The sequence below is a fragment of the Luteibacter sp. UNC138MFCol5.1 genome (assembly GCF_900110505.1).
Classification (GTDB): Bacteria; Pseudomonadota; Gammaproteobacteria; order Xanthomonadales; family Rhodanobacteraceae; genus Luteibacter.
On sequence record NZ_FODZ01000003.1, the window covers coordinates 661,536 to 676,085 of the forward strand.

Genomic DNA, 14,550 nt, shown 5'->3' on the forward strand with positions numbered 1-14,550 from the left:
ACGGGTGCCTGGCACACCGCCAATCGATGAATCTGAAACCGAGCGACCTTCCCCTGCTGGTCTCCCTCGACATGCTGCTCGAAGAGCGGAACGTCACGCGTGCCGCCTCGAAACTGCATGTCAGCCAGCCCGCGCTGTCCGCCCAGCTCGCGCGGCTGCGGCGTCTGTTCAAGGATCCCCTGCTCGTCCCGTCCGAAACGGGCCGCGGCATGGTGCCCACGCCCAAGGCCGAGGAAATGGCCACGGCCCTGCGCGACGCGTTGTCCCAGCTTGGCGCGCTGGGCGATCCCAGCGATACGTTCGATCCCTCCACCGACGGAGCCACGTTCCGCATCGGTGGCTCGTTCAGCGCGATCGGCACGTTCGCGAAACCCCTGATCGCGGCGTTGCACGCGTGGCGGAACAGCGACCTCCGCATCACGTTCCGCACCGGTTGCGAGATCGCGGACGTGCTCGCGCGCTTCGAGAACGGCGAGGTCGACATCCTCCTCGCGCCCAACGAGCAGATCCCGTCGTCGCTGAAGATGCGCCCGTTGATGGCCGACGAGTTCGTCATGCTCCAGCGCAAGGGCCATCCGCGCGGTACGGCACCCGTCACCCTCGACGAATACTGCTCCCTCGGGCATCTCGTCATCTCGGACTCCGGACGGACGACCGGACTCATGGACGACCGCCTGAAAGAGATCGGCCGTTCGCGCGACGTGCTCGTCTCCGCGCCGGTGGGCGATTCGATCGGCCCCATCCTCAATGCGACCGACCTCGTCTGCACGCTGCCGCAAAGCATGGTGGAAGCGGTGGGCCCGGGCGTCGAGGCCTATGCCATTCCCTTCGACATGCCCGACATGTCCCTGGCGATGGCCTGGCACAGCCGCCTGGACAAACAGCCCGCCCACCGCTGGCTGCGCGACGAGTTGATCCGCGTCAGCCGCACGCTGCATCCCACGCGCCACGTGGAGCCGCAGAAGAGCCTCCTTCCGATGATCATCGACCGAGTACGCGATGGATACCATTGACACCCCGCTCATGCCCATCGAGGCCGACGCCCCGTGCGGACCGAACCTCGAATACGACGCGGCCTTTCTCGCGCTCGAGACGCTGGCCGCGCCACGGGGCGAACGCGCCATCGGCGACACGGTGAAGCAGGCCGAGGAACCCGAGTGGCGCGATGTCGCCCGGCAGGCGGAGCAGCTCGCGACACGCACGCACGATCTGCGCGTCGCGATCCATCTCGCCACGGCACGCCTGCGTACCGAGGGATGGGAGGCGTGGGCCGCGACCATCGCGCACGTGCGAGGTTTGCTCGAACGTTATTGGGACGACGTGCATCCCGCGCTCGACGACGGCGACGCCATGGAGCGCGTCAGCGCCCTCGCCGCGCTCTCCGCGCCGGAGGCCATGCTCGGGCAACTGCGTCAGGCGCCCCTGCTCGCCGCCGAGCGGGTCGGCGCCTTTTCGCTTCGCGACCTTCGCGTGTTGAGCGGCGCGCTCAAGCCGGGTGACGGGATCTCGGTCGTCACGCAGGAGCATGTCGACGCCGTGATGCAGCAGGTCGACACCGATGCGTTGGTCCGCCTCCACGCGGCCGTCGTCGGTGCGCTCGACGACGCGCGAGCCGTCGCCGCGACGTTCGACGAACGCACGCCCGGCACGGGCCCGGAGCTCGATCCCCTGCTGCGCGACCTGCGCGAGGTGCAGACGTTCCTTCAGCCGTATCTCGCCGTGCGCGCACCGGCATCCATCGAAGGCATCGCTCCGGTTTCCGACGAGCCGGGTGCGGTGGCTGCCACGACGGCCGACGCGCGCGGACCGATCCGCGGCACCGCGGACGTGGTCCGCCTGCTCGACGAGATCTGCGCGTGGTACGCGACGCACGAACCGTCCAGTCCGATTCCCGCGCTGTTGCAACGCGCGAAAGGTCTGGTCGGACTCGGCTTCACCGACCTGCTCAAGGCACTCGCACCGGGTGGGTTGTCGGAGTTCCAGGTGCTGGCGGGTGACGGCGACTGATCGCCGATACGATCGGCTCCCACTCCTCCGGTAGTAAGGTTCGGGCATTTCTACCGAAGGGTGGGAGCCGATCGTATCGGCGATAGACGCCGCAGGAGCCCTCAGAGATAGACGCGCAGCGACGCCGCCGCGGCCAGCAGGATCGCGCCGGCCCACCACGCCCACGAGGTCCATCGACGCTCGCGCGGGGGTACGACAGACCGCACCGGCAACACCGTCACCACCGCGCCGGCGGGGCGCCGCAACGTATGCGTCGCACCGCCCCGGCGCCGTGCGAGCGAGCGCAGCAGCATCCGTCGACGCAGCCGGTACTCCGGCGTGTCGATACGGCGACCGCTGTGCGCCGCGTTGAGCGCGGCGAGTTCCCCGTCGACGCTGGCTTCCCAGTCCATCAGCGAATCTCCCGGACGAGACGGAAACCGACATCGCGCTGCGCCGTGCCGTCGCTGTCGCGCACGGTGTCGACGGAACACGCGTCGCCCCCGCTGCGATAGCTGCCGCCGCGCATGACGACGCCACGGCCCTTCGTGGTCCACTCCCACACGCTGCCGGTGAGATCCACGAGCCCCCACGGGTTGGCGCTACCGTGGGCGCTGAAATCGGGCGCCTTCACCAGGCGGCCGAGGCCGGACGAATCGGCGCCGCAGTTGCCGTCCTTGCTGTCCCAGTTGCCCTTCGCGTGGGCGGCGAGCAGCCATTCCTCGTCGGTCGGCAAGCGATACACGTGCCCGCTGACCTGCGTCAGCCAGGCGGCGTAGCGCTGCGCGAAGGCGACCGGAATCGACCGCGCCGGCTCCGTCGCCGCGACGCCGCGCGAGACCGCGCAGGTGCGCGTGGCGCGACAGAACTGGTCGAGGTTGGCGATCGTGATCTCCGTGCGCGTCATCGCAAAGGGCTTCGGCGAGCGCGGTATCACGACCATCGCCGGCCCGTACGCGCCGACCGCGAACGTGTCGAAGCATTCGCGCGCCGAACCCGCCAGGCCGCGGCGGCCACAGGGATCCGGAGGCGTCGTCGCGACCGGATGCATCTTGCCGATCACGGCGGACAGCGATCCCTCGGGCAGCAGCTTCGACGTGACCATCGCGGCTTCGAGGTCCTTGAGGCCCTGCGGGTCCGTGGTCTGCACGGCCGCCAAGCGCTTGCGCAGATCGTCCTGCGCGGCGGGAGCGACACCGGGCGCTTTCGCCGCGGTCATCACGGCGACCGCGAGGTCGTAGCGCGTCTGCGCGCGACGCAGGTCGTCCCGTTCGCCGATCACCGACAGCGCGTTGTCGATGCGCTCCGCGGCGTCTTTCCAGTGACCCGCTCGGCATGCCTCGCGAGCCGCGTCGAGATACGCGCCCGTGAGCAGGTTGGCGGCCTCGTCGTCGGTCTCGACGGCACCCCCGTCGATACGGCGAAGGTCCTGGAAGCTTTCTACGGCCTTGGGCAGGTCGCCCGCCGCCGCCGCGTGGCGCAGCGATTCGAGGCGTGCCTCGTGCTCGGCATGCTGCAGGTCCGGTGCCGCGGCCGTCGACGCCGCGGCGGGCGCGGCAGCCAGAGGGCCAGCCACCGACGCGGCTTTCGCGGGTGCCGTCGCATCGGCGAGCGCGATGGCTCGCGCCGCGAGCCGCGTGGATGACGGATACACCCGGCGCGCGATCGCCAGGCGTTGTCCGGCGGTCTGCATGTCTCCGGCCGCCATGCTCTCGCCCACGGCCATGTCGAGCTTGAGCTCGAGTTCGGGGTTCGTCAGCAGGCGGCTCGCCGGGTCGATCCGGCGGATGCGCGCCAGGATCGCGGGCACGTCGTCGCTGGCATCGCCGAACAGGCGGCCGCCGAGGATCGCCTGGCTCAACGCCGTGTCGAGCCGGTTCAGCGCGTCGTCGCGTTCGTGCGTCACCTCCTCGCGCCGTCGATCCAGTTTCGGCGCGAAGCTCTTCAGGTCCGCGCGTAGCGCGAAGGTGCGCGTCGCGCCCGGGTAATCGAACTGGCCTTTCGCCGGATCCCAGTGCGTCGCCACGAGACGGACGAGGAAGCCGTCGATCGCGTCGGCGCCATCGACCACGACGCGCCGGCGCTCGTCGCCGTCGAGCGCCGCGAGCGCCGTGCGCAGGTCGTCCTCGTTGCGATAGCCATCGGGCTGGCCCGGCGCGAGGCGACGCAGCGTGTCGGCCACATGATGTCGCTCGGCCTGCGCGGACGCGAACCACGCGCCACCACCGGCGAGCGCGACGGCGACCGCGGCGGCGACGAGCCACGGCGTCGCGCGTTCGCGCCAGCGGCGCGGACGCAGCGCGGCGAGCAGCACGCCGATGTCGCTGCCCCGCCGGGCTCCGTCGAAGGCGACGGCATCGCACAGCGCCTTGTACTGACGCTTGTCGAGTCCGGGCACGGCCGGTGGCCGGCGGCCGTGCGCGAGCGCTTCCTCCGCGCTCTCCTTGTCGAACGGGTGGCGGCCCGTGAGCAGTTCGAACACGACGCAGCCGAACGCGTAGATGTCGTCGGCGGGCGACGGTGGCTTGCCCTGCAGCATCTCCAGGCTCGCATAGGCCGGCGTCATCGCACCGAGCGTGCCGGCGTCGAACACGGTGCGGTCGTCGCCGCCTTCCGCGCCGATCTTGCCGGCGCGCGCGATCCCGAAATCGAAGACCTTGGCGACGCCCGCCGACGTCACCATGACGTTGCCCGGCTTGAAGTCCGAGTGCACGATGCCGGCGCCGTGCGCGCGACCCAGCGCTTCACCCATGCCCGCGATGAGCGGCCACGCCTCGGCGAACGGCATGCCGTCGCGCGCCTTGCCACGGATCAGCGCGCGAAGGTCGCTGCCTTCGACGTACTCCATCGTCATGAAGACGTTGGTGCCGTCCTTGTCGAAATCGTAGACGCGCACGATGTGGTCGTTGGCGACCTGCTGCGCGCGCCGTGCTTCGCGCTGCAACGCGACCAGCGCGTCCGGGTGCTTGCGGAAGTCGTCGTTGAGCACCTTGACCGCCACGTACGGGTCGCGGTCGCGCGCCTCCACCTTGCGCTCGTCGCGCGCCAGGTACACCACGCCCATGCCGCCACGCCCGAGCTCGCGCTCCATGAAGAAGCGCCCCTTGAGCAGGCTGCCCACGCCGATGCGTTCGCCCTGCGCCATGTCGGCGATGCGCCGCCATCCGCTTTCGCCCGTGCCTCGCGAGGCCGTGCCGGTCGCCGTGCCTTCCGCCGTCGCGCCGTGCAGCGGCTTGACGACCGTGGCATCGTCCTGGGCGCCCGCGGCGGAGCCGCGCAGCGGATCGACGCGGGTCGCGTCGTCGTCGTGTTCGTTCATCGTGTTTCCTCGAAATCGTCGAGCCGTACCACCACGGCGGACACGTTGTCGCGGCCCGCGCGTGCCAGCGCGCCGTCCATCAGTTCGCCCACCACCGCGTCCGGCCTCGCATGGCGCCGGCAACAGGCTTCGATGTCCGCGTCGCCGAGTTCCTTGTTGATCCCGTCCGAGCACAGCACGAAGGACATCCCGCGACGCCTCGGCACGATCTTCCAGTCCACGTAGAGGCGGTCTTCCGCGCCGACCGCGCGGGTGAGCACGCCCGCCGCCGCGTGCGCCGGGTACGCGCCGAAGCGCGTCTCGTCGCCGCGATCGCCATGCACGTGATCGCGCGTGAGCAGGCGCAGGCGGTCGTTCTCGAAGCAGTACGCGCGGCTGTCGCCGACCCACCCGCAGAGCATCGCGTCGCGCGTGTGCACGAGGATCACCACAGTCGACGCGATCGCATCGACGTGCCGCTCGGCGGCCATCCTTCGTAGCGCGTGATTGACGCGAAGCAGCTCGTCCTCGATCGCGTCGATGCGGTCCGCGACGTCGTCCACCATCGGCAGCGCGCGCAGCCGATCGACGACGAGACGGCTGGCCACGTCGCCGGCCGCGTGGCCGCCCAGGCCGTCGGCCACCGCCCAGAGCCCCAGTTCGGGGGCATCGAGGATGGCGTCTTCGTTATGCCGGCGAACGTGACCGGTTTCGGTCCGGCCCGCCGATCGGAACAGGGTCATGCGATGCTTTCCTCGTTGAAATCGGGCATCCCGCGCGTGAACACGCCGGCTTCCGGATCGTCGCCCCGCCACCCGAGAGCCCGCGCGGCATCGGGTGGTGGCGTGTTCCACGCTCGCGACGTCGCGGAAGGCTCGGGCAGCGACGACACCGCGATATCGAACGCCTCGGGCCCGACATCGCCGACGGCGTCGCGCAGCGCGTCCTCGGCCATGCGGAACCACATGCCACCGGGCAGCGGTGGCCAACCATCGGCGGCGGACGGCTGGGACGCGGCGATCACCAGCGGATAGACGCGACCGGCGCGATCGCGCGACGGTGCGACGACGCCGACCCACGCGCGCGGACCACAGACATGGGATGCGAGCGCGAAACGCGTGGCGGGTATCGCGAGAAAGCGCTCGCGCCAATCGTCGCCATCGCGATCCGCCATCGCCGCGAGGCGCATCTGCCAATACCGGTCCCATGGCTCGACGAAGTCGCCCGGCACGCGGCGCTGGACGAAGTCGCCGACGCCAGGCAACTTGCCATGGAAGCCCGCCATCGGCCGCGTCATGCCGGGCACCGGAAACGGTGCACGCTGCCATCGCCGAAGGGATTGCGCAGGCTCGCCGCTTCGATGTCGACATTGGCACGCGCCGAGCCGAAACCGAACGTCGCACCGAAGCGTGTCTCCGTGCGCCGTTGCAGCGACGCCGCGTCGAGCGCATGGAACAGGCCCCACTCGCCCGGATAGCTCAGCGTCGGAAGCGGCTCGCCAGACGTATCCCATGCGCTGACGCGCGTCGCGCCCGGCTTCGGTCCCGGCCACTGCATCGCCAAGGGCTGCGCAGGCTCGCCGGCCTTGTATTCGAACGTCTGGCCGTCGATGTCGACGGTCAGGCGCCCGATGCCTTCGGGCGGCGTGGTGATCGACACGGTGAAGCCGACCTGCGGCTGCGGGCCGTCGCGGAAATACGTCTGGCGGATCGCGTCGGCGACCTGCGCCTGCGCCAGCACGCCCGCCGCGCCGTTGGCGGACGTCGCGTCCCGGAAGCGCCAGGCCGTTCCGCTCGTATTGACGACGCGTGACAACGACTGGCGGAAGAACGCGTCGAAGCGTCCACCGTTGCCGAACAGTGCCGCGAAATCCTGCACCGGAATATCGTCGCGGCTGCCCGCGACGAAGGGATAGCGGCCCTTTACGAATCGGTCGCAGTCGGCGCCCGCCGCCTGGCGGAAGCCGTCGGCGAGCGCACCGCTCGCGCCCTTCCCCACCAGCGCCTCGCTGTTGCCGGCGAGTCCGCCCAGCCACGACGACAGGGGTGGCGGCAGTTGCGCGGCCTCCTGGCGAGCGGTCGCCAGAGCGGGGTCCGTCTGGCCGATGCTGTCCGCACCGGGGCGCACCGTGAGCAGCGTCTTGCTGAGCTGCTCGAGCGTCGCCATCGTCCGGTCCAGCGGCGTCGCTCCCGCGCCGCCGTCCGTGAGGCGGTTGATCGCCGCGAAATGCTCGACGATGGGCGCATCCGCCGGCGCCGCCGACCGAATGTTCGCGGGGCGCGCGCCTTCGGCGATCACGCGCGCGATCTCGTTCCGGCTGCCGACGCGCTGCGTCGCGCGCGCCTTCGCCGCATCGGCGATCCGGTCCGCGGGATCGGTCGAAGGTGCTGGCGCGCGCAACAGATCGGTCGTGTTGTCGCGCACCAGAAGGAGCAGCGCCTTGAGTGGCGAGCCTGGGCCGGCGAGGCGCGAGGCGACTCCGCTGGCTTCCTGCACGGTCGCCACCGGCTGAATCTCGAGACCGCCGATCAGACCATCCCACGCCCGGATGTAATCGTCGACATAGAGGCCGCGCACCTGCATCGCGAGCGACGCACGGCGCAACGGATCGGCCGCGGTGGCGCCGAAGACCCAGTCGTCCTTCACGAAGCGGTCGACGGCTTGCGCGATGCGTCCGGGCGGCGTCTCGCTGACCATGCTGGCGAACACCGGGCGCGTGTAGAGCGCGGGCAACGGTTTCGCCAGGGAGGTACCGTCGCGACGGCGGAACACCTCGCCCAGCAATCCGAGCGTGCGGTCGAGACGCACGGGTGCGTCGCCGCTGGCCGCCTCGTCGATCTTCAGTCCTCCATAGATCAGCGTCGCCAGGTCGGCCGCCCGCAGGGTCGCGCGCGCCGACTCCACGAGCCCGCCGTCGACCGGCAGCGCGCGCAGCGTATCCTGCCCCTCGAAGAGGACGCGGAAGTGGTCTTCAAGCGCCTGCACCAGGGTGTCTTCGTCCGGGAACACCTCGCGCCAGCGTTCGCCGGCGAACAGCACCAGTTGCGCATCGTCCCGGTGCGCGGGCTCGCCGAGCATGAGGTATCCCTTGAGGATGGTGTACAGGCGCTGCGGATCGTCCGCCGCGTCCCTCAGCCCGTCGCGGAACTGCAGCGCCAGACCGGGCAGCACGCTCGCCTGGAATTCGCGCGCGCGTGCCGCACGCGTTTCGGCGAACACCGCGTCGCCCTGGTACAGGCCGAAGCGCATCGACCACGGGGTATCGCCGCGCACCTCGTTCGCCACCTGTTCCGCGCGTGCGAGCACGTCGAGACGTTGCAGCGCCTGCGCGTAGTACGGTCGCAACGAAGCCGTCGCCGCGGGTGCCGCGTCGGGGTAATCGCGCAACGCCTCCGCGACGCGTGCGACGTAGTCGGCGTTGCGACCGTAGCTGACCGCCATGCCGACCAGCAGCGCGGCCGTCGCCGTGCCGATGCCCGCGATCGCGGCCGCCTCGGCGATGCGGCGACGACGCAGCGCCTGCGGATCCGATCCCACGAAGCCCGCTTCCGGCAGGATCGTCTCCTTCATCAGCCGGGAAACGAAGTACGCGCGTCGCTGCGCCCGCGTGGACGGGGTCGCGGCGGCATGCATGCCGAACGAGCGCCCGACCACCGAGAGCACGCGGTCGATCGGCGTGCCCTCCTGCGTGCCCGAGGTCATGTAGACGCCCCGCAGCAGCGGCGAGCGACCGTAGGCGTGGCGGCCGAACACGGTCGCTACCAGCGGCAGCGCGAGCTCGCGGAGTCCACGCACCTGCTGCGGAAAGGCGAGCACCTGCGCGCGGCGGCGCACGTCGCGTTCGGCATGCATGCGTCCGAGCACGCGCTCGTCGAGACGCGCCAGCAACGCGTCGAACTCGTCGCCGAGGCGTGCGGGCGCGCTGCCGTCGAGGCTCTGCTCCGCCGTGAACGTCGCACCCCAGACCTGCTCCCGTGCGGCGGCGTCGAGCCCGTCGAAGAACGCGAGGAACCCATCGACGAGGTCGCACTTGGTGAACACGAGGTACACCGGCACCGCGATGCCCAGGCGGGTGCCGATGTCGTCGAGGCGCTCGCGCAGCACCGTCGCATGCCGCTGCCGCCCGGCCTCGTCCATCGTCAGCAGTTCCGACGCGCTCACGGTGAGCACGATGCCGTTGACGGGCCGACGACGGCGGTGGCGACGCAGCAGCTGCAGGAATCCATCCCATGCCGAGGCGTCCGCCCGCGGGTCGGAATCCTGCGTCGTGTAGCGGCCCGCGGTGTCGAGGAATACGGCGGTATCCGTGAACCACCAGTCGCAGTGACGTGTGCCACCGATGCCGGCTACCGAGCGCTTACCGGTGCCGCCCTGGATCGGAAACTCGAGACCCGAATGCTCGAGCAGGGTGCTCTTGCCCGAGCCGGGAGCGCCGATGAGCAGGTACCACGGCAGGTCTTCGAGATGGCCGCCGCCAGTGCGACGCTTGCGCAGGAGGGCCAGCGCTTCCGCGAAACGCGCTCGGAGCACCTCGTGCTCGGCGCGCGCGCGAAGGTCCGAGTCGGCGCGCGCGGCGTCGGACCCGGCGAGTTCGGCACCCATCCGTTCGTCGCGGCGGGCGGCGAGGCGTCGACGGAACAGCAGCGCGCCGATCCAGACGACAGCGACGACGACGATCGCCACGACGCGCGCGGCGACGCTCGCCAGCGGCTGCGTGTCGCCGATGCCCAGGTACGGGCCACCGAAACCGATCAGCAGTGCGCAACACAGGATGCCGATCGCGGCATGGAACCACGGATGGCGAAGCAGCTCGGTCGCGGACTTCATCCGGCCTCCGGAACGAAAAGAATGTCGACGCGGCGGTTACGCGCGCGATTGGCGGGCACGTCGGCCGGCGTGGCCACCGGCTGGGACGCGCCGGCGCCGCTGGTTTCGATGCGCCGCGGGTCGGTGAGGTCGCGGGCGAGCACCGCGCCGACGTTGCGGGCACGCGCGGCCGAAAGTTCCATGTTGTCCTTGAAGCGCAGCGATCGGATTGGCTGGTCGTCGGTGTGGCCGACGACCACGACGCGCCCGCGCACCTGGTTCAGCGCCCGCGCGATGCGCGAGAGCAACGCGGCACGGTCGGCGGCGACATCGGCGCCGCCCGACGGGAACATCTCCGTGCCGGCCAGGCGCAGGACGGCCTGGCCATCGGGTTTCTCGTCGATGCCGAGCGCCCCGCTCCGCTCGTCCTCGGCGAGCAGCGCGCGCAGGCTCGCCGGTTGCCTCTTCGCCGGTGCCGCGTTCGCGGGAAGCGGCACGCCCTGCAGGCCGATCGCCGCGAGACGCGCGCCCACCGGTTCGGCCACACCGTTGAGGCGGCCGTGCAGGACGATCCATACGACGACGAGCAGGCACGCGGCCCCGAGTGCCGCCATCCACACCGGCAGGCCGCGACGGACGCGCAGCGGGCGGTCCAGACCGCGCCACCGCGGCGACAGCTCGGTCGCCACGCCGGAACGGTACGCCGTGATGCGCCGATAGACGTCCTCGCGGCGGTCGGCCAGCCGTGCCACACCGCCGGGCTCGACGAGGTAGCGCCCGCCGAAGCCGAGCGCGAGGCAGAGGTACATCAGTTCCACGAGGTCGGCGTGGCGCACCATGTCCTGCGTCAGGCGGTCCAGCAGGACGAAGAACTTCTCGCCGCCGTAGGCCTCGCCATGGAACGTGACCAGGAGCGTCTGCCGCTGCCAGCCGGTGCGCTCGCCCCAGGGCGACTCGAGCACCGCCTCGTCGAGCATCGTGCACAGCACATAGCGCGCGGTCACGCTCGTCTGCCCGTCCACGCCCGCGCGCGCCAGCGTATCGTCGAACCGACGGATGCCGGCGATCGCGCGCTCGCGCAGCACCGTCGGATCGGGCGCGTCGCCGCTGTGGCGAAGCTGCGCGGCGAGCAGCAGGAGCGGATTCGCGGCGCGCAGGATCGGACTCCCCGCCGCCGACGGAAGCATCTGCGTCACGGCGTCGATCGACGCTGGCGCGGGACGCGCGGCCACGGGTTCCGGCGCCGACGCGCTCGGCCGCACGATCGTGGCGTCGTCGTTCACGCCCGGACGGTCGTCGCGCCTCATGACGACGCCCTCACCGCCCACAGTTCGAGATCAAGCCCGTCGAACCCGTTACCGAAATGCAGCGCGACGCCACCCGACGTGCGCAACGTCTTCCACATGGGCGAGGCCTTATCCAGTTCGAAGTACTGGTAGCCGCTCCGGTAAGGAATCTGGCGCGGGGCGCTGGGCAACGACGCCACCGCGATACCCGGCAGCTGAAGGTTGACCAGGTCGCGGATCTTCTCCACCGGCCCGATCTTCGATTGCGTGGGCAGGCGGCGGCGCATCTCGGCGGCCGCGATGTCCGCCTTGGCCGCGAGCACGAAACTGGCGCCGTCGAGCAGGCTCGCATCCGCCAGCGTTCCCACCCATACGCCGAACTTGCGCTGTTGCAGCGGCACGGGAATGGCCGTCTGCTCCAGCACCGCGCTCAGGCTCGTGCGCAGGGCGGCGATCACGGGCTCGAACGATTCGCGCAGGCGGTCGTGACGGTACGGCGGAAACGCCTCGCTCCGCTTGCCGGGCGCGGTGAACGTCGCCAGTTCACCCGCCATGCCAAGCAGGAGGCGATAGAGGTCCTCCGGATGCAGCAGCGGCGCCTCGGCGAGATGCGCCAGCTGCGGCTGGCTGCGATTGACGATCTGCAGCATAAGGAAGTCGGCGAGCTCGGCCGTGCTCGTGCGATCCGTGCCGGCCACGCGCGCGGCGAGCGCCTCGCCGCGCTGGTGCAGGAGTCCCAGCAATTCCGTGATGAAGAGGGACAGCGGGTTCGCCGCGCGGCACGACAACGCCGTCGGGATGAACCCATCGTCGAGCACGACGCGACGATCCGCGCGGCACTCCACGAGGTGCGCCATGGGCAGCTCGACCAGACCCTCCCGCGCCTGCGAACCGACCAGCAGGCGTGCGTCCAGCCCGCCGACCTCGAGTACGACGGTACCCGTGGTGCTCCCGGACGCGTCGCCGACCTCCGCCTCGCGCACGCGGAAGCGCGACAGCTGACCGGACGGCGACGCGTCGGGCCAGCGGCTCTCGGGCTGCGTCGCTTCTCGCAACGGCAGCGTCAGGTACACCGGCTGGTCGCGCCAGTTCGCGTCGATATCGAGCGGTGGCGGCAGCGGGTCGCGATCCGGCATGGAGAACGGCGTGCCGTCGGGAAACACGCCGCGCGCGCGGCGGATGCCCAGCTTGCCGATCGCGAGGAGGTCGCGCTCGATCTCCAGCTCGTCGAACCCCCAGGGATGCGGGCGCAGCGTCGCGGCGCGAAGCTCGATGTAGCGCTCCGTGTAGCGGTCCTGCTGCTGCATGTGCTGCGGGCGAAGGAACAGGCCCTCGCTCCACACCACCTTGTTGAATGCGGTCATCGCGTGGCTCCGTCGCGCTTGAAGCGCGCCAGCTGGTCTTCGTAGGCACGGGCGAACTCGTCGCCGAAGAGGCGACGGAACCGCTCCTCGGGGTCGGCGGCGAGTCCCTCGTGGAATGCCCGGTATCGCTCCCAGGGGCCTTTCGCCGCGCCGAACGCGAAGCGGGAGCGACGCGCGCCACCCTCTTCGAAGCGGGCCGGGTCGATCTGGGCGATCAGGTCGTCGAACGCCGCGCGCACTCCCGCGAGCAGCGCGACCTGGTGCAACCGGATATCGTCCATCGCGTCGGCGACGGCGGCGTCGCCGGAAAGAAACGCGTCGTTCGGTGCCGCCAGCAGTCGATCCAGCGCTTCCGTCGCGGTAGGCGCGAACTTCAGTGGGTTGTTCTCCGAACGGCGGATCAGCGTCGCCGGCATGCGGAAACCGTTCTTCAGTTCGGCACGCGCGCGCAGGACGTCCATCACACCGTCGAGCATGCGCAGGAAAAGCGGTTCGAGCCCGGCACGTGCCGGCGCCGGAGCCTCGCGTTCCAGCGAGGGCGCCGGTGCGGCTGGCGGCACCGATGCGACGGAAGCCGGCTCGCTCGCCGCCGGCGCGGGCACGGCGGACGTGTCCGGCATCACGAACACGCTGCGCGTGCTGTCCCAGTGCTCGGGCAATACCGCCCCTGCCGAGGGCGTTGCGGCGGTGTCGACGCGCGGCGGTGCGAGGTGATCTTCCATCGGCGACGCGTGGGCCCACGACGGTGCGTCGCCGGACGTCGCGCGTGGCTCGCCGGTCACGGGCAGCATCGTCTGGAACCACGCGAGCGGATCGACCGATCCGCCTGGCCCGGCCTCCCCGATCAGCGCGTCGACCGGCGAGCGCAGGGGCGACGCGACCGGCGGCGCCGGTCGCACCGTCCGCGCGGTGTCGGCCGATGCCCGGCGTGCCGTCGTGTGCGCGATGTCGACGGGGGATTCGACCGTGGCCAGCACTTCGAACGTATCGATCTGGATCACGTCGCCGTCGCGCAACACCGCGGGTTCGCCGCGCAGCGCCTCGCCGTTGAGGAGCATGCCGTTGGTGCTGCGGTCCTCGAGGAAATACATGCCGTTGAGGAAGCGCACGATCGCGTGCTGACGCGACACGCCCTGGGCGTGCAGCACCCAGTCGCACTGGTCGGCGCGGCCGATGGTCAGCGCCTCGCCTTCCACGCGGACCGACGTGCGCTCCGCGATGTCGTCGACATGCGTGCCGAGCACGGAAAGGACCAGGCTCGGTCCGTTGAAACGATTCATGGTGAGTCCTCCGGGGCGAGCAGGGGCATGCCGGCGGCGACGAGGGCACGACAGCGCCCGGCGAAGTCGTCGTCCGCCATGGCCAGGGTCAGGAGCGCGCCGGCGGCGACGACGGCCATGAGGTGCGCGGCGACGGGCGCCACTTCGTTGCCGTCGGCGTCGAGCAGGAATCCCTCGGACCAACCCGCGCTCGCGGCGATCAGGGCACCCGCGCCCACGTAGTGGCGTTCGGCCGCGTGCGCCAGCGCGGCGCGGCGGTTCGCTTCGGCGCGATCGCGCATCCACGCCTCGGCCAGGCGCAGCCCGTCGCGCTCGGTCTCGTCGAGCTCGCTCCCGGCGGCGCACTGGCACAGCCATGGCACGACATAGCCGCGCGGAAGGAGACGTACGAGCAGTCGAAGCGCCTGGGCGGGAAGATCGGCGTCGGTGAGCGCGCGCACCGCCGCGCGCGCGGTCAGGCCGTCGCGCAGGAGTCGTAACGCGTCCGCCTCGAGCGCCATCTCGCGCGCCGCGATAAGGATGTTCATCGT

The 14,550-nt window shown here is 71.0% G+C and carries 11 protein-coding genes; 2 read left to right on the top strand and 9 right to left on the bottom strand.

The genetic code is table 11. The features are described 5' to 3' along the window. The first annotated feature begins 26 nt into the window (after nt 1–26). Complete coding sequence (locus tag BMY69_RS11520) at nt 27–1,013, top strand: LysR family transcriptional regulator (protein WP_090178130.1); 987 nt, start codon at nt 27–29, stop codon at nt 1,011–1,013. Further along, nucleotides 1,000–2,007 carry a type VI secretion system protein TssA gene (tssA, locus tag BMY69_RS11525; protein WP_090178133.1) on the top strand — a complete coding sequence of 336 codons (1,008 nt, stop codon included), beginning with the start codon at nt 1,000–1,002 and terminating at the stop codon, nt 2,005–2,007. The genes BMY69_RS11520 and tssA overlap by 14 nt, the downstream gene beginning before the upstream one ends. Before the next feature lie 101 nt (nt 2,008–2,108). Here the strand turns inward: tssA and BMY69_RS11530 are convergent, their stop codons facing one another. From BMY69_RS11530 to BMY69_RS19670, 9 genes are read right to left on the bottom strand one after another with little or no spacing between them, the layout of a single operon-like run. Continuing rightward, the gene (locus BMY69_RS11530) at nt 2,109–2,399 is read right to left on the bottom strand and encodes a hypothetical protein (protein WP_090178136.1); all 291 of its coding nucleotides are present in this window, start codon (nt 2,397–2,399) and stop codon (nt 2,109–2,111) included. After that, nucleotides 2,399–5,305, bottom strand: coding sequence for a bifunctional serine/threonine-protein kinase/formylglycine-generating enzyme family protein (locus tag BMY69_RS11535; protein WP_090178137.1), 2,907 nt, complete (start codon nt 5,303–5,305; stop codon nt 2,399–2,401). The genes BMY69_RS11530 and BMY69_RS11535 overlap by 1 nt, the downstream gene beginning before the upstream one ends. Next, nucleotides 5,302–6,027, bottom strand: a complete 726-nt coding sequence (locus BMY69_RS11540; protein ID WP_090178139.1) for a PP2C family protein-serine/threonine phosphatase — start codon at nt 6,025–6,027, stop codon at nt 5,302–5,304. Before BMY69_RS11540 ends, BMY69_RS11535 begins: the two co-directional genes overlap by 4 nt. Beyond that, complete coding sequence (tagF, locus tag BMY69_RS11545) at nt 6,024–6,581, bottom strand: type VI secretion system-associated protein TagF (protein ID WP_090178143.1); 558 nt, start codon at nt 6,579–6,581, stop codon at nt 6,024–6,026. Before tagF ends, BMY69_RS11540 begins: the two co-directional genes overlap by 4 nt. After that, on the bottom strand, nt 6,578–10,111 hold the full coding sequence (gene tssM, locus BMY69_RS11550) for a type VI secretion system membrane subunit TssM (protein ID WP_090178146.1): 3,534 nt from the start codon (nt 10,109–10,111) through the stop codon (nt 6,578–6,580). Before tssM ends, tagF begins: the two co-directional genes overlap by 4 nt. After that, a complete protein-coding gene (icmH, locus tag BMY69_RS11555) occupies nt 10,108–11,397 on the bottom strand; it encodes a type IVB secretion system protein IcmH/DotU (protein WP_090178476.1) in 1,290 nt (429 codons plus the stop codon). The genes tssM and icmH overlap by 4 nt, the downstream gene beginning before the upstream one ends. After that, nucleotides 11,394–12,740: a type VI secretion system baseplate subunit TssK gene (gene tssK, locus BMY69_RS11560; RefSeq protein WP_090178148.1), complete on the bottom strand. Its 1,347-nt coding sequence runs from the start codon at nt 12,738–12,740 to the stop codon at nt 11,394–11,396. The genes icmH and tssK overlap by 4 nt, the downstream gene beginning before the upstream one ends. Then, the gene (tagH, locus tag BMY69_RS11565; RefSeq protein ID WP_177191144.1) at nt 12,737–14,020 is read right to left on the bottom strand and encodes a type VI secretion system-associated FHA domain protein TagH; all 1,284 of its coding nucleotides are present in this window, start codon (nt 14,018–14,020) and stop codon (nt 12,737–12,739) included. Before tagH ends, tssK begins: the two co-directional genes overlap by 4 nt. Beyond that, on the bottom strand, nt 14,017–14,547 hold the full coding sequence (locus BMY69_RS19670; RefSeq protein WP_177191145.1) for a DUF6931 family protein: 531 nt from the start codon (nt 14,545–14,547) through the stop codon (nt 14,017–14,019). Before BMY69_RS19670 ends, tagH begins: the two co-directional genes overlap by 4 nt. Between the last annotated feature and the right edge of the window lie 3 nt (nt 14,548–14,550).

Bases quoted from the DNA above. Each gene is read 5' to 3' on its own strand.
- BMY69_RS11520 (WP_090178130.1), top strand. From the start codon at position 27: ATGAATCTGAAACCGAGCGACCTTCCCCTGCTGGTCTCCCTCGACATG.
- tssA (WP_090178133.1), top strand. From the start codon at position 1,000: ATGGATACCATTGACACCCCGCTCATGCCCATCGAGGCCGACGCCCCG.
- BMY69_RS11530 (WP_090178136.1), bottom strand. From the start codon at position 2,399: ATGGACTGGGAAGCCAGCGTCGACGGGGAACTCGCCGCGCTCAACGCG.
- BMY69_RS11535 (WP_090178137.1), bottom strand. From the start codon at position 5,305: ATGAACGAACACGACGACGACGCGACCCGCGTCGATCCGCTGCGCGGC.
- BMY69_RS11540 (WP_090178139.1), bottom strand. From the start codon at position 6,027: ATGACCCTGTTCCGATCGGCGGGCCGGACCGAAACCGGTCACGTTCGC.
- tagF (WP_090178143.1), bottom strand. From the start codon at position 6,581: ATGACGCGGCCGATGGCGGGCTTCCATGGCAAGTTGCCTGGCGTCGGC.
- tssM (WP_090178146.1), bottom strand. From the start codon at position 10,111: ATGAAGTCCGCGACCGAGCTGCTTCGCCATCCGTGGTTCCATGCCGCG.
- icmH (WP_090178476.1), bottom strand. From the start codon at position 11,397: ATGAGGCGCGACGACCGTCCGGGCGTGAACGACGACGCCACGATCGTG.
- tssK (WP_090178148.1), bottom strand. From the start codon at position 12,740: ATGACCGCATTCAACAAGGTGGTGTGGAGCGAGGGCCTGTTCCTTCGC.
- tagH (WP_177191144.1), bottom strand. From the start codon at position 14,020: ATGAATCGTTTCAACGGACCGAGCCTGGTCCTTTCCGTGCTCGGCACG.
- BMY69_RS19670 (WP_177191145.1), bottom strand. From the start codon at position 14,547: ATGAACATCCTTATCGCGGCGCGCGAGATGGCGCTCGAGGCGGACGCG.